The organism is Symmachiella dynata (assembly GCF_007747995.1).
GTDB classification, from domain to species: Bacteria; Planctomycetota; Planctomycetia; order Planctomycetales; family Planctomycetaceae; genus Symmachiella; species Symmachiella dynata.
Genome location: NZ_CP036276.1, coordinates 2861693 through 2883944, shown reverse-complemented (window position 1 = coordinate 2883944; position 22252 = coordinate 2861693). Strand labels below are relative to the sequence as shown.

General features: G+C 56.1%; 15 protein-coding genes. 6 read left to right on the top strand and 9 right to left on the bottom strand.

Features of this window, described 5'->3' with window-relative positions; genetic code table 11:
• Window positions 1-27: 27 nt before the first annotated feature.
• Together Mal52_RS11145 and Mal52_RS11140 are read left to right on the top strand one after the other, a co-directional pair.
• Window positions 28-1299, top strand: a complete 1272-nt coding sequence (locus tag Mal52_RS11145) for an MFS transporter (protein WP_145376156.1) — start codon at window positions 28-30, stop codon at window positions 1297-1299.
• Window positions 1300-1421: 122 nt separating this feature from the next.
• A complete protein-coding gene (locus tag Mal52_RS11140; RefSeq protein ID WP_145376155.1) occupies window positions 1422-1763 on the top strand; it encodes a DMT family protein in 342 nt (113 codons plus the stop codon).
• A gap of 24 nt (window positions 1764-1787) precedes the next feature.
• On the opposite strand, the gene Mal52_RS11135 is transcribed toward Mal52_RS11140, so the two are convergent.
• From Mal52_RS11135 to Mal52_RS11105, 7 genes are all read right to left on the bottom strand, one after another.
• A complete protein-coding gene (locus Mal52_RS11135; protein WP_145376154.1) occupies window positions 1788-2297 on the bottom strand; it encodes a GNAT family N-acetyltransferase in 510 nt (169 codons plus the stop codon).
• A 95-nt stretch (window positions 2298-2392) separates the two neighbouring features.
• A complete protein-coding gene (locus Mal52_RS11130; RefSeq protein WP_145376153.1) occupies window positions 2393-2821 on the bottom strand; it encodes a hypothetical protein in 429 nt (142 codons plus the stop codon).
• A gap of 17 nt (window positions 2822-2838) precedes the next feature.
• Window positions 2839-3546 (bottom strand): SMI1/KNR4 family protein, encoded by a 708-nt coding sequence (locus Mal52_RS11125; RefSeq protein WP_145376152.1) that lies wholly within the window; start codon window positions 3544-3546, stop codon window positions 2839-2841.
• A gap of 224 nt (window positions 3547-3770) precedes the next feature.
• Entirely contained in the window at window positions 3771-5225 is a 1455-nt protein-coding gene (locus Mal52_RS11120) for a DUF1501 domain-containing protein (RefSeq protein ID WP_145376151.1), read from the bottom strand.
• A gap of 187 nt (window positions 5226-5412) precedes the next feature.
• Window positions 5413-8622, bottom strand: coding sequence for a DUF1553 domain-containing protein (locus Mal52_RS11115; RefSeq protein WP_197534829.1), 3210 nt, complete (start codon window positions 8620-8622; stop codon window positions 5413-5415).
• Between the two features lie 189 nt (window positions 8623-8811).
• Window positions 8812-9732, bottom strand: coding sequence for a serine/threonine-protein kinase (locus Mal52_RS11110; protein ID WP_145376150.1), 921 nt, complete (start codon window positions 9730-9732; stop codon window positions 8812-8814).
• Between the two features lie 258 nt (window positions 9733-9990).
• On the bottom strand, window positions 9991-12192 hold the full coding sequence (locus Mal52_RS11105) for a hypothetical protein (protein ID WP_145376149.1): 2202 nt from the start codon (window positions 12190-12192) through the stop codon (window positions 9991-9993).
• Between the two features lie 947 nt (window positions 12193-13139).
• On the opposite strand from Mal52_RS11105, the gene Mal52_RS11100 reads away from it, so the two are divergent.
• A complete protein-coding gene (locus Mal52_RS11100; RefSeq protein ID WP_145376148.1) occupies window positions 13140-13889 on the top strand; it encodes a hypothetical protein in 750 nt (249 codons plus the stop codon).
• A gap of 42 nt (window positions 13890-13931) precedes the next feature.
• The gene (locus Mal52_RS11095; RefSeq protein WP_145376147.1) at window positions 13932-15392 is read left to right on the top strand and encodes a sulfatase; all 1461 of its coding nucleotides are present in this window, start codon (window positions 13932-13934) and stop codon (window positions 15390-15392) included.
• Window positions 15393-15623: 231 nt separating this feature from the next.
• Here the strand turns inward: Mal52_RS11095 and Mal52_RS11090 are convergent, their stop codons facing one another.
• Window positions 15624-16079 (bottom strand): VOC family protein, encoded by a 456-nt coding sequence (locus tag Mal52_RS11090; RefSeq protein ID WP_145376146.1) that lies wholly within the window; start codon window positions 16077-16079, stop codon window positions 15624-15626.
• A 54-nt stretch (window positions 16080-16133) separates the two neighbouring features.
• Complete coding sequence (locus Mal52_RS11085) at window positions 16134-16784, bottom strand: sulfite oxidase-like oxidoreductase (protein WP_145376145.1); 651 nt, start codon at window positions 16782-16784, stop codon at window positions 16134-16136.
• A 320-nt stretch (window positions 16785-17104) separates the two neighbouring features.
• On the opposite strand from Mal52_RS11085, the gene secA reads away from it, so the two are divergent.
• The gene (gene secA / locus Mal52_RS11080) at window positions 17105-20626 is read left to right on the top strand and encodes a preprotein translocase subunit SecA (protein ID WP_145376144.1); all 3522 of its coding nucleotides are present in this window, start codon (window positions 17105-17107) and stop codon (window positions 20624-20626) included.
• Window positions 20627-20707: 81 nt separating this feature from the next.
• The gene (locus tag Mal52_RS11075) at window positions 20708-22069 is read left to right on the top strand and encodes a 3-deoxy-D-manno-octulosonic acid transferase (RefSeq protein ID WP_231962604.1); all 1362 of its coding nucleotides are present in this window, start codon (window positions 20708-20710) and stop codon (window positions 22067-22069) included.
• Window positions 22070-22252 lie beyond the last annotated feature (183 nt).

The window sequence follows — 22252 nt, the reverse complement described above, 5'->3', positions numbered from 1 at the left end:
TCAATAGGCTCGCACAAGGACGTCCCCATGAGCAACAGCCGCACAAAGAAAATGTTCGCCGGTGCGATCGGCAATGTCCTGGAGTGGTACGACTTCGCTGTGTTCGGCTTCCTGGCGCCTTTTATGAGCAGCCAGTTCTTTCCGTCGTCTGATGCGACGTCCGGCCTGATTAAGACCTTCGGCGTATTTGCCGCCGGCTATCTGGCGCGGCCGATTGGCGGGATGTTTTTTGGGCAAATGGGGGACCGACTAGGACGCAAACGCGCCCTGCAGCTGTCCGTCGCTGCCATGGCGATCCCCACTTCTTTGATGACCATTCTGCCCACGCATGACCAAGTTGGCCTGTTGGCGCCGATCCTGTTGGTGCTTCTGCGTCTGGCACAGGGGCTCTCCGTCGGCGGCGAATTCATTGGGTCCTGTACCTATCTGGTCGAGGTCGCTGAGACGGATCGCCGTGCGTCTTCGGGAAGTTGGACGATGTTCGGAGCGGTGGCCGGCATCCTGCTCGGGTCGGCGACGGCCACCTTGATCCACATGCTGCTCACGACCGAGCAGATTACCGACTGGGGTTGGCGATTGCCGTTTTTGGGCGGCCTGTTGATCGGCATCGTCGGTTGGCGGATGCGCCGTGGCCTGGAAGAGACCTCCGATTTCGTCGCCATGCAGTCGTCCGGAAAAATCGAATCCCGCCCGGTGATCCAAGCGGTCAAAGAAATGCCGTTCCGCGTGCTTCAAGTGGCGGGAATCTCCTTAAGCCTCGGTGTGGGGATCTACTCGCTGTTCGTCTGGATGCCGACCTACCTCACCCACTTCGTCAAACCGCCGATCCCACACGCTCTGCTGATCAATTCGTTGACCATGCTCCTGATGCTGATCTTGATGCCGTTTTTCGGTCGCTTAGCCGATCGCATTGGGTACAAGTCCGTGCTCAGTTTCGGTTCACTGGCCCTGGTCCTGACGGCGTACCCGTTGTTCCGCTGGATCGATGGTGGGACGATAATGGCGACCATTGTCTCCATGAGCGCCTTCGCCGTTTTCGTCGGCGCGCTGCAAGCCACGTTGGCGGTTGCCATGGCCGAACTCTTCCCACCGCGCCTCCGCTTCAGCGGCATGGCTCTGGGCTACAACCTTACGCTCGCCATCTTTGGCGGCACCGCTCCCCTGATCAACACCTGGCTCATCGCCCAATCCGGCGACCTCACCTCCCCGGCGTGGTATATCATCGTGATTGCGGGTGTCTCGCTACTGTTTACGCTGGGGATCCGCACAAGCGCCGGTGAGAGTGAAACGTCAACGTAGCGCTCCTTGAACAACGCGACCGCAATTGTGCGGCGCAATCCAACTAGACTGCATCTCCACAGCCATCGGGCCCCCACAGCTGCCCTGCTCTGCGGGATGCACTGAACGGAGGAAATCCGCCGATGCTGGTGATCGGAAAAACCGTATTTCTGTTGCTGCTCTCCAACGTGTTTATGACATTTGCTTGGTACGCTCATCTGAAAGAGCTCAACACCAAACCGTGGTTCGTGGCCGTGCTAGTCAGTTGGTCGCTGGCATTTTTTGAATACCTGCTACAAGTCCCCGCCAATCGCATCGGCTACACGGCCCTCTCGCTGGGGCAACTGAAGATCATGCAAGAGGTCATCACGCTGACAGTCTTTGTCCCCTTTTCGTTGTACTACATGAAACAGCCGCTCAAACTCGATTACCTCTGGGCAGCCCTCTGCCTAGCGGGTGCGGTTTATTTCGTGTTTCGCAAATGATGCTGCACAGACGAATCATATTTTTCATTGCGAAGTCTCAACCCAAAAACGCAACACAGTCGTCCCCTGCCAATCGACTTCGTCCAAAAATTCACCGCCGCACTTTTCAATGATCTTGCGCGAGGCCGTATTACCCGCAGCGCACGTCACCAGTGCACGTGGAATGCCCAAGGAGTGCGCGATTGGTAGGGCGAACTCCAAAATCGCTCGCCCATAACCTTGGCGATGTTTCGACGGACGGATGGCATAACCGATGTGCCCGCCATGCTGCTCAAGCGCCGGATTGAGCTCATGCCGGAGACTCGTATGCCCAATGAATTCCCCACCATCCACCAACCAATAAACACTCGCCGGCACTGCACCGCCGCTCGCACCGCTTCGATGCGTGTAATGAGCAATGCTGCGAACGTATTCCTCCGGATCATCGATCGCCCCAAATGAATACCAAAACCCAGAGATGCCCGATTGCTCGAACTCCGCCAGGGCTGAGCGGTAACTTTCGATGTATGCCGTGTTCGGCGAGATGAGTTTCATGAACGCGGTCCTAATGCATTATTTCGGTTGGTCCGACTATAGAGCAGTTTGACACCAAGGACGAACTCGACCGAACCACGCTGTTTGAGATTAGGTCATTTCCTATCATCGCCCTCTGCCCTTTCACGCATTGCCTGGGTGGCTTCATCAATCGTCATATAATCCGGTCCTTTGAACGGAATGCCGTATTGATTGTCAACTCGTCGATATCCGAACAACTCCATATCATAGAGTGATTTTTCCGACATCCACCCAGCATCGCATTCCACGTGTTCGCGTATGAAGCGGGTGATCGCCTCCAAGATCGCAGACGAGGAAGCCCAATTGTGATGGAAAACGAGCTTATGTGCCAAATCGGCATCACCGACTGAAATCACCTGTTTATGTGATTTGCAAACAAAGTAAACCTCCATGAATTTCTCTCGTGCAGCAACTCGTGCCGATTGATTTTCTAAACGGCGAGCATACAGGGGGGCAAAGCAGGACCGGATGGTAAGACAGTCAATGACGCTGGTCTTGATCAATTGTTTAGGTCGCCACGTTATGCGATCCAACTAGTGCCTACATCGTAAGACCAAATGCAGTTGCCATTGGCTTGGTAGCAGCCTGGAATCCCTTCGAAGCGAAGGTAGGCCAGTCCATCCCATGTGAACTTCCTAGGCTCAACACCACATTCGGCTGCAATTTCGGAAATCTTTGCTTCGGAAGCGATCATGTCGGTGATGAGCTTGAATTTCTGAAGGCCCCATTCGACTCGATCAAGCCATTGCTCGTACCAAGTGCCAAATGAATCACTACGCAGCAATCGATCCCCTGCGTTCACCCACATCGTCCCGGGTTGTGGCCCATTGATTTCAATCCACCAGTCATGGCTGCAACCCGACGTGGAGATGTCCAGCAGGCCCGGTAAATCCCATAGCGGATCATCATCGTCGTCGGGCCATTCTTGGGAATCGGTGAGATGAAAACGTCCCTCGACACCGGCCGAATCGTCTTTACGAAAGTCGTAGACGCCGTAACCCGGCCCCGCGCCGCCGGCACCGAAGGATGTTAAGAACGATCGATATTCAGCGGGAATCTGCACATCGTTTTTCAATTCGAAATCCGACAACCGTTCTTCAGAAACAAGTTTGAGTAATTGATACTTGTGGCCATTGCTACCAAATACCAATTCATGGCGCGAGTCGATTCGGCGCATCTCAATGACACGCTGGCGAGCTTCGATCCAATATGCGGCATCTTTTGTCATGCAACGTTTGCCAGTCGAGGAATACCGGCCGCGAAACCAGCGAAGCGGAGCTTCGTGAAAATGCGTTCCCAAACAGAGTTTGGGAACGAGGGGAATTGGTAACTTAGACCGTCAACCACAGAAAAAGGTTCACCCCCACCCCTCTGGCCACCGGCCACTGACCACCGGCCACTCTTTACTACACTTTCTCCTCCGTGCCCTCCGTGTCTCCGTGGTGAATCCCCTCACGCCAAAATCGGCTCCACCACCTCCCCATGCACATCGGTCAACCGATACCGCCGACCCTGATGTTTGTACGTCAGTCGCAGGTGATCAATGCCCAGCAGGTGTAGAATGGTCGCTTGGAAGTCATGGACGTGGACGCCGTTTTCGGCGACGTTGTAGCCGTATTCATCGGTCGATCCGTAGCTGATGCCCGGTTTGATGCCGCCGCCGGCTGCCCAGGTGGTGAAGCAGCGGGGGTGATGGTCGCGGCCGTAGTTGTCGGCGGTCAGTTTGCCTTGGCTGTAGTTCGTGCGGCCGAATTCGCCACCCCATAAGACAAGCGTGTCGTCGAGCATGCCGCGCTGCTTGAGGTCCGTGACCAAGGCGGCCGCGGCTTGATCGGTGTCGCGGCATTGGTTTTTGATCGCACCCGGCAGGCCGCCATGTTGGTCCCAGCCTTGATGATACAGTTGAATAAACCGCACATTCCGCTCCGCCAATCGCCGGGCGAGTAGACAGTTGGCGGCAAAGGTGCCCGGTTTTTTCGAGTCGGGGCCGTACAGATCAAAAATGTGCTCAGGCTCGCTGGAGAGGTCGGTCACTTCCGGCACGGAGGTTTGCATGCGGTACGCCATTTCGTACTGCGCGATGCGAGCATTCACCGCCGGGTCGAGATTTTTTTCGTATTCCAAACGATGCAGCTCGGCCAATTTGTCCAACATGCGGCGACGTCCAGCAGCGGAGATACCGTCCGGATTTCCCAGATACAACACCGGATCGGCCCCCGCGCGGAATTGCACGCCTTGATGGACCGACTCCAAAAACCCGTTGCCCCACAGCCGCGCGTAGAGCGGTTGGCCCCCTTTGTCTTTGGTCACCAGGACGGTGAACGTGGGCAGGTTTTCGTTGTCGCTGCCCAATCCATAACTCAGCCAAGCCCCCATCGAGGGGCGGCCGGCGATCTGCGAACCGGTTTGGAAAAACGTGATCGCCGGATCGTGGTTAATCGCCTCGGTATGCATCGATTTGATGAAACACAAATCATCAGCGATCTTCGCCGTGTGCGGCAGCAAATCGCTCAACCAAGCGCCGGATTTTCCGTGTTGCTTGAATTTGAATGCCGATCCGGCCAGTGGCAACGTCGCTTGATTGGCCGACATGCCGGTCAACCGTTGTCCGCCGCGAATCGAATCCGGCAATTCCTGCCCGTTTTGTTCATTGAGCACCGGTTTGTAGTCGAACAAATCCAACTGCGACGGCCCGCCGCTCATAAACAGATAAATCACCCGTTTGGCCGTGGCGGGAAAATGTGTCGATGGCAACACACCGCCCGTATCCGCCGCCATCGCGGAGTCGCCACCCCCCAACAATTGAGCCAACGCCATCCCGCCAATGCCGGCGCTGGTCCGTGAGAAAAATTGCCGACGGTTTTGCAGTAGGCCCGGTTGGCTGGCAGCGAGATCGTGCTTGAGCATGTTGAACTCCTCTATCTCCCCTCGTTCCCAAACTCTGTTTGGGAACGCAATTTCGCGAAGCTCTGCTTCGCTGACCGCGATTCAGTTTGGTGTTAGGATTGTTTATTCGGTTTATGGACTCGAAGCGGAGCTTCGAGAATGTGGGTTCCCAAATGGAATTTGGGAACCAGGTTGCCGACTGAGGCTGTTATCGTTTTGTGACCGTCTCATCAAAATTCATAATCGTTTCCACCACGACCGTCAGCGCCGCCAATTGTGCCGGGTCTAATTTCTCATCACTACGGTGGTCACCAATGGCCAGTAGTTTGGCGGCTTGATCGGGCTGTTTTTGAAATTCGGCAAGTTGTTCTTCATAGAGTTGCGACAACAATTCCAATTCGCGCTCTGCCGCGCGGCGACTGGTGAGGAGCCGAAAAGCTTGCCCCAGTTGATCCTGTAGAGTTGCGTCTTTGTCCTGCAGCATCCGCTCGGCCAAACCGCGGGCGGCTTCAACGTATTGCGGGTCGTTGAGCAATACCAACGCTTGCAGTGGGGTAGCGGTGGTTTGCCGCTTCACGGCACAGACGTCGCGCTTCGCGGCATCGAAGGTGAGCATCGCGGGCGGCGGAGAGGTCCGTTTCCAATACGTATACAAACTACGGCGATGGCTCCCCTCCCCTGCGTCGCGGGTGTAGGTCGCGCTCGATTTTTCTTTCCACAATCCGGCAGGTTGAAATGGTTTCACGGGGGGCCCGCCAATTTTCTCAACCAACAGTCCGCTCGTGAATAACGCGTTGTCGCGAATCATCTCCGCCGAGAGTCGTTGTTGGGGACCGCGGGACAACAGTTGGTTTTGCGGATCTTCCCGACGAAGTTCCGGGCGCGTTCGCGAATCTTGCCGGTAGGTTGCCGACATCACGATCATTTTGTGCAGAGCTTTGATATCCCAACCCGTGTCGATAAATCGTTTGGCCAACCAATCCAACAATTGCGGATGTGTCGGGGCGGCACCTTGATTGCCAAAGTCCTCCGGCGTTGTGACAAAACCATTGCCGAACATCGCTTGCCAGAAACGATTGACCGCCACCCGCGCCGTGAGCGGATGTTGCGGATCGGTCAGCCAGCGGGCCAGCCCCAAACGGTTGAGCGGTTCGTTTTCCGGAAAGGGCAAAATCGCTTCCGGCACCCCCGGTTTGACCTCCGCACCCGGCGCATCATACGCCCCCCGCTGCAACAGAAACGTCGCCCGCCGCTGCGGCAGTTCTCGCATCACCATAATTTCAGGAACCGGGTCGATTTGCTGGCTTCGCTCACGACGAAGTTTTTGTAATGAGGCCAGTTTCGCGCGATACGGCTCGTCGTGATTGGCCAAGTAATAGCCAAACAATGCCTTACGTTGCGCGTCGGTCAGTTCATCGGCAGCGACATTAGAAAACGCGGCCAATGTTTCTCCGTCGTAAATCTCCGCGGCTTCCAACGGTGTCAATGGACGGTCGAAGACTCGAAATTCATCCACTAAACCATTCTTAAACCCACGATCTCGAAATCGCTGGCCGATCGTCAGCGTATCCGCGCCGCCCCCGGTGATTTCCTTGCTCAGCTTATCGCGTACGACTTCGCATTCCGCGAGTTCACCGTTGACGTAAAGCTTCAGTCCCGCGGCGCGGCTGGAGCCATCATAAGCCATGACCACATGCACCCACTCGCCAACCGGCATGGGGCTGGTGGCGCGAATTCCCATGGCATTGCCGGGCCAAAAATGAATCAAAGCAGCGCTCAAATGCCCTTCTTTTAACAGCAACTGATAACCACGGCTGCCCGAATCGGTCCAAGCGCGGGAACGATGAAAAATTACCGCACGCTCTTTCACGTCGGGGGTCTGCACCCACAGTGCGATCGAAAATGGATCGTCGCGGGTAAAATCACCGCCGAGTTTGAAGGTCACGTTGTTTTCGCCGCTCATTTTCAAACCATTGCCGATTTTGCCCGGCACGATTTGCGGATCATCGGAAGTGCTGCCCGGTTGGGCTGCATCGGCGCGATTGGCGACCTTGTTCTCATCGAGACTTTCCAAAGGAAAATCACCGATCAACCCAGCCACCGTGGTTGGCCGCGGCGTCTGAGCTAGCCATTCCTGAAATGCGGCCTCACGTGCGGCGGCCAGATCCGCCAATTCGGTTTCAGCGGCCTCAACGGCGGCTTGTGTCGTTTCAATACGACTGGCCTGCTCGTCAGTCGGTAGTATTTGCGCCGGTGTCGGCACGGCAGACGTGAAGTGTGAGTATAGCCCAGACTCATCGATATTATTGAAGAAGCCGAACAGCTGATAAAAATTCTTTTGCGTGATCGCATCGTACTTGTGGTCATGGCAGCGGGCACATTGCAGCGTCAGCCCCAAAAAGGCGGTGCCAAAGGTTTCGACGCGGTCGGCGACATACTCCGTACGAAACTCCGCTTCGATGCTCCCCCCTTCGTTCGTCTGCCGATGATGCCGATTGAAGGCGGTCGCCAGAACTTGGTCCCGGGTCGCTTCGGGCAGCAGGTCGCCGGCGATTTGCCACGTAATAAATTGATCGTAGGGCAGGTTCTCGTTGAAGGCCCTGATCACCCAATCCCGCCAAGGCCACATCGCGCGGTAGACGTCTGACTGATAGCCATAGGTATCGGCATAGCGAGCGACATCCAACCAATCCACGGCCATTCGCTCACCGTATCGTGGGGACGCCAGCAGTCGGTCGACCACATTTTCATACGCCTCGTCTGAGTCATCGGCCAAAAACGCGTCGATCTCTTCCAGTGTGGGAGGCAGGCCGGTTAAGTCGAACGTCAGTCGGCGAATCAACCGCTCCTTGTTCGCCTCTGCTGTAGGGGAAAGACCATCTCGCTGCAAACGGGCCAAGACAAAGTGATCAATCGCATTGCGCGGCCAGGAAGAATCGGCAATCTCCGGGACCGCCACCTTTGCGATGGGCAGTAGCGACCAGTGCTTGTCCCAGACCGCTCCTTGTTCGATCCAGCGTTTGATCAGATCAATTTCGCCCGGCGTAAGATCCAAATTCGCATCGGCCGGCGGCATGCGCAGGGTTTCGTCGTCGCTAGTAATCCGCAAAAAAACTTCGCTGTTGCTGAGGTCGCCCGGCTTAACGACATGCGTCCCTTCGCCCGCCTCAACGGTCGCCAGCAATCCCTCGCGGCGATCGAGACGCAATTCCGCTTGCCGTTGTTCTTCATCGGGACCATGACAGGTATAACAGCGGTCCGAAAGAATCGGCTTGATGTCGCGGTTGAAATCGACCGGCCCCGCCGCATCATCCGCGCAGAGTTCCGTCGCACACCCCAACAGCAAGGCGATCATCCACAGCCCAATCGACGCTCCGCACAAACGGCGCCGCAGCCATTGCATCGTCCACACAGCCATCCCACGTCCATCCACTCACGCATTCCGGCAGCGCCTTCCAGGATCGCCAAGTCGGCCGCTGCCGCTGAAAATGTCATGGACTATCATACACGCATTTCTCAAAATCTGCGCGGTTGTAGAGGGATGTGCCGTGATTTCGTTGACTTGCTGCACCGGTTTTTTGTCCGAGCCAGCAACTCAAACAAACGCTTAAGCGGCGGCGCTGTTGCTGGAAATGTTGGCCAATTCCAATTCCATCAACACACGGATCAGTCGCTCCAAGGATTGCGGGCGGCGGACCGGTTGTTTGGCCAACATGGCGGCGACCAATTCTTCCAACTCACGCGGCACGTCGGCGGCGAATTGACGGACCTTCGGCGGCGTTGCCCCCAGCTGGCTCCGCAACAGGTCACCCGGCTGCTGTGCCTGAAACGGCAAGCGGCCGGTCAGCATTTGAAACAACGTCACTCCCAAACTATAGATGTCGCGAGCGACTCCCCAACTCGGCTCTGCTGAAAGAGCTTCGGGCGCCAAATACTCCGGCGTGCCGGTCAGGATGTCGACCGTGGGAATTTGATCGGCGTCAATTTTTCGACAGCGACGGGCGAACCCCAAGTCGAGCAACTTCAAACTTCCATCCGGTGCGAGCAGTAAGTTGGCGGGCTTGATGTCACCGTGGGTGTAACCGGCCTGTCGCAGACTTTCCAGCCCCTCGGCGCATTGGCGGGCAATCCACAGCGCATCGATGTAGGCCAGTTTCCCTTGCTCTCGCAGTACGTTTTCCAGGATCTCTCCATCCAACCATTCCATCAGCAGGTAGGGTGGCGAGCTCTCGAGGTCGGCCGCAAATACCTTGACGACGTACCGGCTATTCACCGCCGCGCCCACTTCGGCTTCGTTTTCCAACAACCGTTGCGTGACCGTATAGTCGGCCCAGTCCGCGCGCAACATCTTCAGCGCAAACATTTCGCCGGATACGCGATGCGTTACCCGCCACACATCGGCCATCGCCCCTCCACCGAGAAACTCCAACGGCACAAATTCCTCCGGCAGCAAATCCGCTACGAATGCGCGACGCTCTTCCGGCGACGCCGTGCCCTTGCCTACCCTGGAATTAACGGTGGAAGCCATACGAAACCCGATAGAAAAAGCAAACGGACTTGTGACAGGAACGGATCGGCCCAATCCGCCGTTTTGAGAGAACAGCGCCAGAAGTCACACTGTAAGGTGACCAACAACGCTCGCTTATTTCATTATCGGTCCCGAAGAGGCTATGGGATAAGCGGGTTGGAGCGATTTTTCGCAGGCAGCCACACCTACGAAAAAAGCCGCGACCCTGCGGCCACGGCTTTTTCGTTTTTCATGGTTCACGTTGACGTGTCAAAACCATCAATTGACTTCAATCGTGATCCAACCGTCAAGCGCCTCGACATTTGAGATGTTCAACGGAACTTGTTTGTCCTCAAACTGAACATCACGTTGTCGCTTAACCGTTCGTGGAGGTGTCGCCCGTTGGAAAATCCCCCGCATCGCTGAAGCGAAACCGAGTTGTTTCAGGCGGCTGTCGGGTGATTCGACCGGCACCACACGGATCCCCCCTTCGCGCTCAATCTGAATCGAATCTCCCTCGACCGTAAACTTGACTTCGATGGTAATTTCCTGGGTCGGAATGTCATCGTCGTCTTCACGTTGGATTCCCGCACGAATACGGATGATCAACAGGTTATTGCTGACCTGAATACGAATCGGATCTTGGTCGGCGAAAATCAACGTCGCCGGGCCGCTCTCGTCTTCTTCGTAATCATCCTCGCCTTTTTTAGGTTCAGGGAATTTGAAGTCGTCTCCCAACAGTTTTTTGAGACGCGTTTCGAACAAGGTTTTCAACTCGTCTTCGTTCATCGTTTTGCCGGCCAAGTCCAGACGATCGACGCTGTTGTTGATCCACGTTTCGTGGAGTTGAATCAGCGCGCCATTGGCCGGAGCGGAAACGGCATAAGGAGATCCGGCTCCCAATTCGCCCGATTCCATCAACCGTGCTTCGATGGTGACGTCGTCTTCGGTCGTGCGAAACGACTTGGCGTCGGGGAACAGTCCCAATTCACGCAGCGGTTTGTCGACTTTTTCGTCCATGTCCGCATTCGCCGCGATGAAGCGGGCATCGGTTTCGCTATTCAATCGAGGAATCACACGACTGCTCACGCGACCACGGGCGATCGCCTCGGACTGCCCTTTTCGCTTCTGAGCTTCACCAACGGCAATGTTGTCGGCAATTCCACCCAAAATCGGGATGTTGCTGAAGTTGGTGCTGGCACCCACAGTGCGGTTGTTGGCATTCACAGCAATATCAGCGTTTTCTGTGTAGAACAGATCGCCATCGAAGAGCACCGGCTTATTCGCCCAGAAGTAATGCGTGCCGTGCGTATAGATCGTCGCTTGATCGGTCACACCCTGCGTGTTGGAGTTGATCCGCCCGGCGAGTTTGATGTTAAACCGTACTCTGGTCGGGTCCGGTTTGAAATCGAACGAGACATCCGTTGCCGTCACCTGGCTGCCGCTAACCTGGGCTCCCAAGATAAAGTCCCGTACCGGGCCATTTTCCTGACGCGCTTCAGCGACAAACTTGTTGACGAACGGCTCAGAGGCAATCACGCGGACATTGAAATTGAAGTAGTTCGCCCGCAGTGCCTCTTCGATCCGTGCACCACCGTCAATCGTACCGGCTCGCAAACGGTTGTGTGCTTCGCGGATTTTTGCCGCGGCCCCGGAATCGGGTTGAGCTTCGTAGGCATCCAAACTTTGAAACAATGCCAGCAGGTCATCGCCCGTGCTGTCGGCATTGGCGGTCGTGTTGGGATTGGCAGAGTACTCGACGTAGTTCTCCGCTGCGGCTTTGAGCGACTGGAATTTTCCGCCGCTGACAAAATCGCGAACGGTGGCATCGTCACTGGCTTCGGCGGTGGCAAACCGTTTGCCCACGTCGGCCAAAACCGTCGCAGCTTCCGGGCCACCCGCTTTCAGCGATGCACGAATCTTGGGAGCATTCAAATAGACCAACCAGCTCTCGCCGTTTTTGATTTCTTTGAGTTGTGTGGCCAAAGCGTTCAGCGCTGAGGTTACACTTTTGCCCAAACTGTCCAACCGAGCCGTACGGGCTTCCGGTGTCAGTTCTAAGGTATCCAACGCCGCATCAATGATGCTCAACCGTCGGCCGAGTTGGCCATACAGATTGCGAAGCGGCGCTTCAATTGAACGATAGGCGGGATCCGCCAATGCCTGTTTGACTACAGCCATCCGACTGTTGAGCGTTTTGACATGCTGCCGCAGCGCAGCGGTGTCTCCTTTGTCCGCGGCATACAGTGCCGCGATTTCAGCCCCGACCTCGTCCGACCATTGCTTCCAATTGTTATCCAATGGAACGAGCGCGGCTTGAAGTTCTTCGGGAACCTCGGCCGGAGTTGTGGTTTCATCCTGTGCCACCAAACTGACGGTCGCACAAACACCGAGAATCGCGATCCCGGCTGTGGCCAAAATGAATGTTCGCGGAATGGAACGTGAATGGCCGTGTGAAATCTGATCAGAAGGTTTCTTCATAGTGCTTGACTCCGTTAAAAGCATCGGGCTGAACCCGTCGGCCCCGTCATACATGACTGAGTGACTGAATGGATTGCATAGATGGAAAATTCACGACTGCCGATGGCAAAAATAAAACGTATTCATCGTCAGGTTGAAATTCAATGTGTCGTGCAGCATCGGCTGGAATCAACGTTTTGAGACGGCCACCGTTCCTGAGAACGGAAAAACCGTGCAATCGTCTTCGTTTCAGTCATAGGGGCTTTTGTGATCTCAATTGCCAACAACCTTGTCGACATCAATCACCCACATGCTGAATCGACCAGCCTTTACGAGGGTTTCCACGAGATCCCCCGCGAGCGGTTCATCTCGTCGGAAACGGTATCGGTGGTGACAAAAAAAACGATTACTCGCCCTGTCTGCGCCCAAAAGCACTTTGAGGGCTATCCCGTCGTGGGATCGGACTCCCCCCCATCCTGGGAAAAGCCTCCGCACAGTATTCGCCACACGGTCAATTCCGAGCAACATGACTTAGACACCACAACCTACCGTAGCGCAACTGTTCCTCCCTTAACGCGTGCTTTGCCGTATCGCCAGCAAACCAGTACATTTTATTCATCCTCGCTAGCACGCGCAGTGTAGTTCACCGCATCAACCGATTCAATCGTCCAACTTAGCATCTGTTACCAAATCGCAAAATAATCGCGAAGCACATCCTTTCCGCAAACGGACCGTCCAGGGCCTTCATAGCGAAGCGAAGCAACAGAATCTTGCAAGCATAACAAGAGCGGCCGCTTGCCCTGAGCGATCGGCGGGTCAGGCTTTTAGATTCGCTCATCCAGTGATGGTTTGTGGACCTAAAGAAAAACTGACGCGCATGGAATCCTGCTCAAATTGCTACAATAACCGCGACTGGCGACGGAGGCGACCAGCAGAAGACCTCGAATGGAAACGGAAAGGGTTAACCCATGCCAATCGTTCACGACACTTTTCGCGATCTGCTGGGACTGGTTGGATTGGCTCTAAAGACGTTCGCGTGGGCGGCGTTGTTAACCGCAGTAGGGTACGGCTTGTTGATGGCCCTCTTCGCTTATTACATGGCCGATGACGGTTCGATCCTTCCCGGCATCATCGCCGTGGTCTTGTCACTGGTGGTGACGACGGTGTTCGCCGTTTTTGTAGCAGTGCGCCTGACAATCGCGCGAACGTTTTACCAGGCCGTGAAACAATTTGGTATCGGCCGGAAAGTCTTCAACAGCCTTTTCGACATTATGTTGGGCATCACAGACGAGAACCCCGCCGGCAGCTCCGCCATGACACAAGCCTTACACGGAGTCAGCCGCGATGAATTAAAAAGCCGCCTAACTGCCGCCGGGGAACAGCTGCTCCGCAGCGAACGTATCGAATCCGCTCTCCCCAGCTTGGTTCGCTGGTTGATGCGAAAAATCCAAGCTGCGATCATCTGGACTGTGGTCAAGGTGGTGATCATTCAAGCCGCCCTCATCAGTGACGGCCCTGAAATCGATCTCATTGAAATCCGCGACAAATTAACCAACGTGATCGACGATCAAATCGTCGGATTGATTTATAGAAATGCCCCCCGCACGATTATGAGTATTGGCGCTGCGGTGACACTTGGCATCTGGTTAATGGCCAGTGGCATACACAACGTTGCCACATGGTGGGCCACTGCGGATTTTTCTGTTACAGTCCCTTAATCGACTTCTTGACGACGAAATAAGAACGGAGCAGACTCGATTATGCACACGTGTCGCAATTGGTTAACATCCTTGGTCTCCATGTTGCTAGTATTGACCTTCATCGAGGCTGTACTTGCCGCGGATGAGTCCCGCGAACGCCCAAACGTACTCTTCATCGCCGTCGACGACATGCGTGTGGAACTGGGCTGTTACGGCAATGCTCCGGTGAAATCGCCCAACATTGACCGGTTGGCACAACGCGGTTTGCTGTTCGAACGGGCCTATTGCCAACAGGCGCTCTGCAATCCGTCGCGGGCCTCGCTGCTGACTGGGTTGCGGCCCGACACGTTGCGAGTGACCGACCTACCCACGCATTTCCGCAAACATCATCCCGACATCGTCACGTTGCCGCAACTGTTTAAAAACAACGGCTACCACGCGCGGGACGTCGGCAAGATTTTTCACAATTGGCGGCAGGATGATTACAAAGGTGACGCCGCTTCCTGGAGCGTCCCGGCGGTCATGCACTATGCGTCGCACGGCATGGACAAGGCACAGGTCGACGGGGACCTTCCGCCCGATACAGCCGGCGTCCCCCGTGCTGAGAACCGCGACGTTCCCGACGAGGCGTACTTCGACGGCCGTGTCGCCAATCTAGCCGTCGAGGCACTGCAAGAACTGAAAGACGAACCCTTTTTCCTCGCCGTCGGATTTTGGAAACCGCACCTGCCGTTTAATCCGCCGAAAAAATACTGGGACATGTACGACTTCAGCGACATTTCACTGCCAATCAACCCCGACGCCCCCCGCGACGTCCCGGCGATTGCCATGCACGACGGCCATGAATTGCTGCGAGGATTCGAAGGTGCCGTGAAGGATGAACAAACCCGCAAGTTGCGGCACGGTTATTATGCAGCCATCAGTTATGTCGATGCGCAAATCGGCAAGGTGCTCGACGAATTGGACCGTTTGGGCCTGCGCGAAAAAACAATCGTCGTGTTCTGGTCCGACCACGGTTTTCATCTGGGCGAACACGACCTGTGGGGCAAGACATCCAACTTCGAACTCGACGCCCACGTGCCGCTAATCATCTCCTTGCCCGAGCAAAAAACCGCCGGCGAGCGCACCGAGGCGTTGGTCGAATTGTTGGACCTGTATCCCACCCTGGCTCAACTCTGCAACCTGCCCGCCCCCAACAACCTGGAAGGCATGAGCCTCAAACCACTGCTCGACGGCACAGCAACCACCGTCAAACCAGCCACCTACACCCAACACCCCCGCCCCGCCTACACCCGCGGCAAGCCCCCGAAAATCATGGGCTACTCCGTCCGCAACAACCGGTACCGCTACACCGAATGGCGAGATTTCAAAACCGGCAAAGTCACCGCCCGGGAACTGTACGATCACGTAGAAGACCCACGAGAAACAATCAACCTCGCCGGCAACCCCAAGCAAGCGGAGACAGTAAAAACCATGGCGACGCAACTGGCGGACGTCATCCACCCACCGTCCGCCAACTAAAAATCCCAAACCGACCGCTTGCGGTCGTACACAGCAAGCCACGCCCAATGGGTAGCCGCGATTGCAACGCAATCGGGGCCGGCGCAGCCGGCAAGAAGCCGCAATTGACGCGTTGCCTGAATCTCGACGGTTCTCACTCAGAGGACCACCGAATTGCGGCGTCCTGTGCCTGCGGCACACCGATTGTTTCACAATCGCTGCCACCCCGTGATCACAATGTGCACCGCGAAACTAATCCCCATCGGGCATCCGCGCCGCAACCTCCTCCATGGTCAGGTCTTCCTTGTGCGTCGAGACCGTCCAGACGTGCCCGAAGGGGTCTTCTAACGTTCCGCTGCGGTCACCGTAGAATTGATCTGCCAAGGGTCGGAGTTCCTTGCCGCCGGCGGCGATGGCTTGGGCAAAGAGTGTGTCGCAATCTTCGACGTACAACATCATATTGATGCCCGCTCCCCCCAAAGACTTCGGGCCGCGGAATCCCATGTCGGGGTATTCATCGGACATCATGATCCGCGAATCGCCGATCTGAATTTCGGCGTGCCCGATTTTTCCATCCGGGCCGGGCATCCGCATCAATTCCGTTGCACCAAACGCCTTCTCGTAGAATGCGATCGCCTCACCGGCGCCGTCGACGATCATGTACGGGGTCGCTGTGTGATAGCCATCGGGAATGGGTTGCACAGTCATGGGATCGCTCCATTGGGGTTTTTGAAATGTGTTGAAATGATGGACGACTAGGATTTAGCCGCCGAAACGTTCTTCAGTCCAGGGGTCGCCGTGGTTGTGATAGCCCGCTTGCTCCCACAATCCGGGACGGTCCTCGGCGACCAGTTCAATCCGCTTCAGCCACTTGGCACTTTTCCAAGCATATAATAACGGAACCACCAGACGCAGCGGGCCGCCGTGGTCGGCGCTGAGTGGTTGGCCGTCGTGCCGGTCGGCGAAAATCGCATCAGGCGAGAGAAAATCTTCCAGCGGCATGTTGGTCGTCCAACCATCGTCGTAACCGTGCGCCACCACGAATCGCGCCGCCGATTGCACTCCGGCGCGGTCCATCAGCTCCCGCACAGCAACACCTTCCCACAGATTCCCCAGTCGGGACCAGGTGGTCACGCAATGAAAATCGGAGAAAACCTGCGCACGGGGCAACTCTTCAAATTCGCTCCACGAGAACGTCAACGGCCGGTCAACGAGGCCATCGATGGTTAGCTCCCAAGTGTCCAATTCAATGGTTGGCACCCGGCCGTAATGCAAAACGGGCCATTTGCGCGTGCGGGTTTGGCCGGGAGGAACACGGTTTTCGCGGCGAGTATCGCTGCTGATGATGACTTCATCGGCGTGCGTAAGAGGACCGGGAGCGTCGCCGGTTTGGTATTTTTCCGCTTCAGACATGTCGGTGCCCTGGAGGGAACAAGTGTGCGAAGGCCCTCTGCCATGGGCTGGGACCATGTTTTGAGATGCTTCCCAAGTGCCGGTCATTCTAGGGTTCCGCGTGTCAAAATCCAATGTCGGTGCGGACAAGCATCCCGGCAAATTCTGGCCGCCAGTGACGGCATTGACCCTGCGAGCGGCAAGATATAAACTTCGCGCTGCAGAGAATTTACAAGAAATTAGCGTTTCCCGGCGTGATTTGTTCGCGCTGGCGGCGCGATGGGTTTGCTCGCACTTTCCGAGACACGGGGTCGCATCAACGCGGCTTGATAGGCAGAGCTATGGAATTTTTAGATAAAATCGGTGAGTCGGTTAGTAGCTTCATTGGATGGTTTCTGGGTTTATATACCCGGCTATTTGGTTCCTCCAACGATCGACAAATGCGTCGACTCGGCTTTGACCGCCGGGGCGAGGAAACCACGATCGTCCCTGGTTCCTTGCTGGACACGATCAACAAACTGGAACCGGAAGTCCAGAAACTAACCGACGAACAACTCAAGCAAACGGCGGTCGATTTCCGCGCTCGGCTGGCAACGGGAGAAACGCTCGATGACCTGTTACCCGAGATGTTTGCCCGCGTCCGCGAGGTGGGCGTCCGCATCCTGAAGATGCGGCACTACGACGTCCAGATGATCGGCGGTTACGTCCTGCACAAGGGCAACATTGCCGAAATGGTCACCGGTGAAGGAAAAACGCTTGTGGCCACGTTGGCGGTTTCGCTCAACGCGGTCGCCGGCCACGTCCACGTGATCACCGTCAACGATTACTTGGCGCTGCGCGACATGGAATGGATGGCGCCGCTGTACCAAGGACTCGGACTGACCGTCAGCGCCATTCAAGGGGGCATGGACCCGCACGAACGGCAACCCGCTTATGCCTGTGACATCACCTACGGAACCAATAACGAATTCGGTTTCGACTATCTCCGCGATAACATGAAACCGACGAAAAGTCTGCAGGTGCAAGGCCCGCTGCAATTCGCCGTGATCGACGAAGTCGACAACATTTTGATCGACGAAGCCCGGACGCCATTGATCATCTCCGGCCCGGCTTATGACGACGTCACCAAATACGCCAAAGCCAACCGCATCGCCGCTCAATTGAAAAAGGGTGAGCACTTCGAGGTCAAGGAAAAGGAACACTCGGCGCATCTAACCGACGAAGGTGTTCGCAAGGCCGAAGAATTGGCTGGTGTCGAAAGCTTTTACACGACCGGCAACATGGAATGGCCGCACTTGATCGACAACGCGCTCAAGGCGCACTTCCTGTACAAACGAGACACCAATTACGTGGTGCAGGAAGACGAAGTGGTCATCGTCGACGAGTTCACCGGGCGCCTGATGCCGGGACGGAACTGGAGCGACGGGCTGCACCAAGCGGTCGAAGCCAAAGAAGGGGTGAAGATCAAGGAAGAAAACCAGACCCTGGCCACGATCACGCTGCAAAACTTTTTCAAACTGTACGACAAACTCGGCGGCATGACCGGAACGGCCATGACCGAAGCGGGCGAATTCTGGAAAATTTATAAGTTAGACGTCGTGGCGATTCCGACGAACCGCCCCATGCAGCGAATCAATTCGCCCGATATGATCTACCGCACCGACCAGGAAAAATACCACGCCATCGGCGAGGAAATCCGCGAAGTGCACAAGACGGGACGACCGATTCTGGTCGGGACGACCTCGATCGAGAAGTCCGAACTCCTCAGCCGGCAACTCAGCAAATATGGCGTGAAACACGAAGTCCTCAACGCCAAACAACACGGTCGCGAAGCGGACATCATCGCCCAAGCGGGCCGTCTGGGCGGCGTGACGATCGCCACCAACATGGCCGGTCGTGGTACAGACATCATCCTGGGAGGCAATCCCGAAGCGATGGCTTGGGAGGTGCTCAAGCACAAATATGAGTCACGACTGGATGTTCCGAAAGCGGAATTTGAAGAGGTCGCCAATGAGATCGCCCAGCGCGAAGGCATGGCCGATGAAGGCAAAAAGGTCTCCGAACTCGGCGGCCTGCACGTGATCGGCACCGAACGCCACGAAGCTCGGCGGATTGACCTGCAGTTACGCGGACGGAGCGGTCGTCAAGGAGATCGTGGGTCGAGCCGCTTCTTCCTCTCGTTGGAAGACGACCTGATGCGGATCTTCGCCGGCGATTGGGTCAAGGACATTTTAACCCGCTTAGGGATGCAAGAAGGCGAAGCCATCGAAAGCCGCATGGTCAGCAAGCGGGTCGAAGGTGCTCAGAAAAAACGCGAAGAATACAACTTCGAAGTTCGCAAAAACTTGCTCGAATATGACGAAGTCATGGACGAGCAACGCAAACGCGTCTACGGATATCGTCAACATATCCTCGACGGTGGGAATTGCCGCGAACTGATCATGGAGATGGTCGCCGACCAAGTCCGCAGCATGACGGCGGAAATCCTCGACCCCGCCTACGGACACCAAACCGCAGTGGTCTGGGCCGGTCAGGAGTTGGGCGTCGATCTCGACTTCCGCGACGTCAAACAGATGAATTTGGACGATTTCGAAAGCTACGTGACCGATCAAGCTCAACGGCAATCGGAAGTCCTCATTCAAGATCAAATCGAAGAGAACCTGCCCGACGATGCCGAAGACAAACGGGAATGGAACTGGCTGACAATTTCCAAATGGGCCAATGCCCGCTATGGATTGAACACCAACGACCGCGAATTGCGCAAGGTCGGCCGCGATGACCTGTTTGAGTACCTGCTCAAACGGGCGCATGAGGCCATCGATCGATTTGACCTCAAACCGCTCAAGGATTTCCTCTCCGAGGATTGGAGCCAACGCTCGCTGGCAGGCTGGCTGGAACATCGCTTCAGCCTGCGTATGGATCCCGAAACGTTCAAAGACATCGAGATTCCCGACGCAATCGACCTGATCCTGGAAAAACTCGAAACGCTCTACCACGAAAAGGAAATCAACTTCCCGGTCACCCTGGGAATCAACAAATTCCTCGCCGGTCGCGGATCGAACGACCGTCCCGACCGCGAAGGCCTAATCAGTTGGGCCAATGAACGCTTCGAGTCGAAACTCGACTTTGAAGACATCAAGAGCAAATCCCGCGACGAAGTCGTCGAGGTCCTCAACACCGCCAGCCGCGGGTTTTATCGCAACGGTGAATTGCTGGAAGAAGCGGACGAAATCCTCAAGGAAGCGTACGGCGACGACGACGATGCTCCCGATCATCCGCCGGAAAATATCCAACCACTGGAGAAACTCTCCCAGTGGACGCAGGAAAAACTGCATGCCGAACTCGATCCCACGCAACTGCAGGCACTGCCGCGCAGCGACGCTCGCCGGGATGTACAGGGCAAAATCGACGAGCGTTATCGCCCCGAACTCAGCCAAGCCGAACGGGCGCTGATTCTGGAAGTGCTCGATACCGCTTGGAAGGACCACCTGTACTACATGGACCACTTGCGGTCGGGCATTGGACTGCAAAGTTATGCCCAGAAGGACCCCAAGGTCGAGTACAAAAAACAAGGCATGCGGGCCTTTGAAACTATGTGGACCAGCGTCGCTGACCGCGTGACGGATGCGATCTTTCGGTTGGAAGAAGCGAATCCGGAATTCCTCGGCTCACTGTGGAAGGTCTCTTCGACCGTTCATGAATCAGCCCCCACACCGGAGGCGGACAACAGTCCCGGCCAAAATGCCGGTTCAGAACAAACAGCCATCGAACCGATTCGCAACCACGGAAAACGGGTCGGACGCAACGAACCCTGCCCCTGCGGCAGCGGCAAAAAATTCAAAAACTGTTGCATGCACAAATAACAAACGGCTCTCCCCTCCTCGGCTTTGCCGGGAAGATTTGCCAAACAATCCATTCGCTCCACCATCGGGAAAGGATGCCCCGTGCCAGGTTGGCTGCTGAATCATCTGAAAAGTTGGTCGCTGAATCTCACGTATTTGACGATGCTGGTTATCATCTCGCCCATCGTCCTGTGGCGAATGCTGACTCAAGGCAAATACTGCGTCGGCTGGAATGAACGCTTGTTGGGCTGCGTGCCCCAACCCAAGGACAACAAGCCCTGTCTGTGGCTGCACGCCGTCAGTGTGGGCGAAGTCATGCAGCTCCGACCGGTCGTCGCCGCTCTGCGCAGCCAACATCCCGACTACCATTTCGTGATCACCACAACCACGGTCACCGGCCGCGACGTCGCCGACAAGTCATTCCCCGACGATACCGTCTGCTACTTTCCATTCGACTTCACTTGGTCCGTCCGACGGGCCTTCCGTCGACTCCGCCCTGTGGCTGTGGTGTTGGTCGAATTGGAAATCTGGCCGAATTTGATCCTGGAAACGGATCGCATCAATGTCCCGGTGATTTTGATCAACGGCCGCTTGAGCGCCAACAGTTTCCGCGGTTATACCCGCTTTTGTTACCTCGTACGCGGACTACTGGAAAGCGTGCACACATTTGCGATCCAAAACGAAATCTATGCCCAGCGGATGCGCGCACTCGGTGCGCCACCCGAACGCGTGCACGTGACTGGCTCCATTAAATTCGATGCCGTCGAAACCGACCGCTACAATCCCCAAACCACCGAAATCCGCCGCGCCTTTGCGATTGCCGACGACGCACCGGTGTTTATCGCCGGAAGCACCCAATCGCCCGAAGAAGATTATGCCTTGGCAGCCTACCGGGAAATTCGCAAGAGCGTCCCCCAGCTGCGACTGATCCTGGTTCCACGACACAAGGAACGATTCGAAGAGGTCGCCCGCTTGGTCCAATCGCAAGGCTTCGCGTTGACTCGCCGCAGTACTGTAACCAGTGGCGATTCGACTGGCGGCGATTCCGCCAACGTTTCTCCGGTACTTTTATTAGACACCCTGGGCGAGCTTTCCGCCTGTTGGGGCTTGGCCGATATTGCATTCGTCGGCGGCAGCCTGACCAAACGGGGCGGGCAAAACATGATCGAACCGGCCGGTTATGGAGCAGCGGTCCTGTTCGGCCCCAACACACGCAATTTCCGTGATGTTGTGGAGATATTGCTGAAAAACGACGCCGCTGCCGTTGTCCACAATGCCGAAGAATTGACGACGCGCGTCCAGGCGCTGCTGCAATCCCGTTCCACGCGACTGGAGATGGGTCGCCGCGCTCAACAATTGGTCTTAGCCCAACAGGGAGCCACCACCCGAACCGTCGCTTTGATATCCCAGGTCTTGCCGAAAACGGCATCCTGCGAAGCCCGATCCGGCAAGCGGGCGGCTTAATTCTCCTTTTCACTAGCCCCAGTTTCGCCGGGGTCAGTTGTTGCCATTGCAAAAGTTCCCTACAATCGGCCAACTTTCTACGGCCCCGATATCGGACGATACGGTGGCTCAGACAAGAAAACGATCCGCGGATAAGTTCAACAATATCAGTGGCTCCAAATCGGCTTATTTGAGCAAGGCTCG

Bases quoted from the DNA above. Each gene is read 5' to 3' on its own strand.
- Mal52_RS11090 (WP_145376146.1), bottom strand. From the start codon at position 16,079: ATGACTGTGCAACCCATTCCCGATGGCTATCACACAGCGACCCCGTAC.
- secA (WP_145376144.1), top strand. From the start codon at position 17,105: ATGGAATTTTTAGATAAAATCGGTGAGTCGGTTAGTAGCTTCATTGGA.
- Mal52_RS11115 (WP_197534829.1), bottom strand. From the start codon at position 8,622: ATGGCTGTGTGGACGATGCAATGGCTGCGGCGCCGTTTGTGCGGAGCG.
- Mal52_RS11100 (WP_145376148.1), top strand. From the start codon at position 13,140: ATGCCAATCGTTCACGACACTTTTCGCGATCTGCTGGGACTGGTTGGA.
- Mal52_RS11105 (WP_145376149.1), bottom strand. From the start codon at position 12,192: ATGAAGAAACCTTCTGATCAGATTTCACACGGCCATTCACGTTCCATT.
- Mal52_RS11095 (WP_145376147.1), top strand. From the start codon at position 13,932: ATGCACACGTGTCGCAATTGGTTAACATCCTTGGTCTCCATGTTGCTA.
- Mal52_RS11120 (WP_145376151.1), bottom strand. From the start codon at position 5,225: ATGCTCAAGCACGATCTCGCTGCCAGCCAACCGGGCCTACTGCAAAAC.
- Mal52_RS11110 (WP_145376150.1), bottom strand. From the start codon at position 9,732: ATGGCTTCCACCGTTAATTCCAGGGTAGGCAAGGGCACGGCGTCGCCG.
- Mal52_RS11140 (WP_145376155.1), top strand. From the start codon at position 1,422: ATGCTGGTGATCGGAAAAACCGTATTTCTGTTGCTGCTCTCCAACGTG.
- Mal52_RS11145 (WP_145376156.1), top strand. From the start codon at position 28: ATGAGCAACAGCCGCACAAAGAAAATGTTCGCCGGTGCGATCGGCAAT.
- Mal52_RS11085 (WP_145376145.1), bottom strand. From the start codon at position 16,784: ATGTCTGAAGCGGAAAAATACCAAACCGGCGACGCTCCCGGTCCTCTT.
- Mal52_RS11135 (WP_145376154.1), bottom strand. From the start codon at position 2,297: ATGAAACTCATCTCGCCGAACACGGCATACATCGAAAGTTACCGCTCA.
- Mal52_RS11125 (WP_145376152.1), bottom strand. From the start codon at position 3,546: ATGACAAAAGATGCCGCATATTGGATCGAAGCTCGCCAGCGTGTCATT.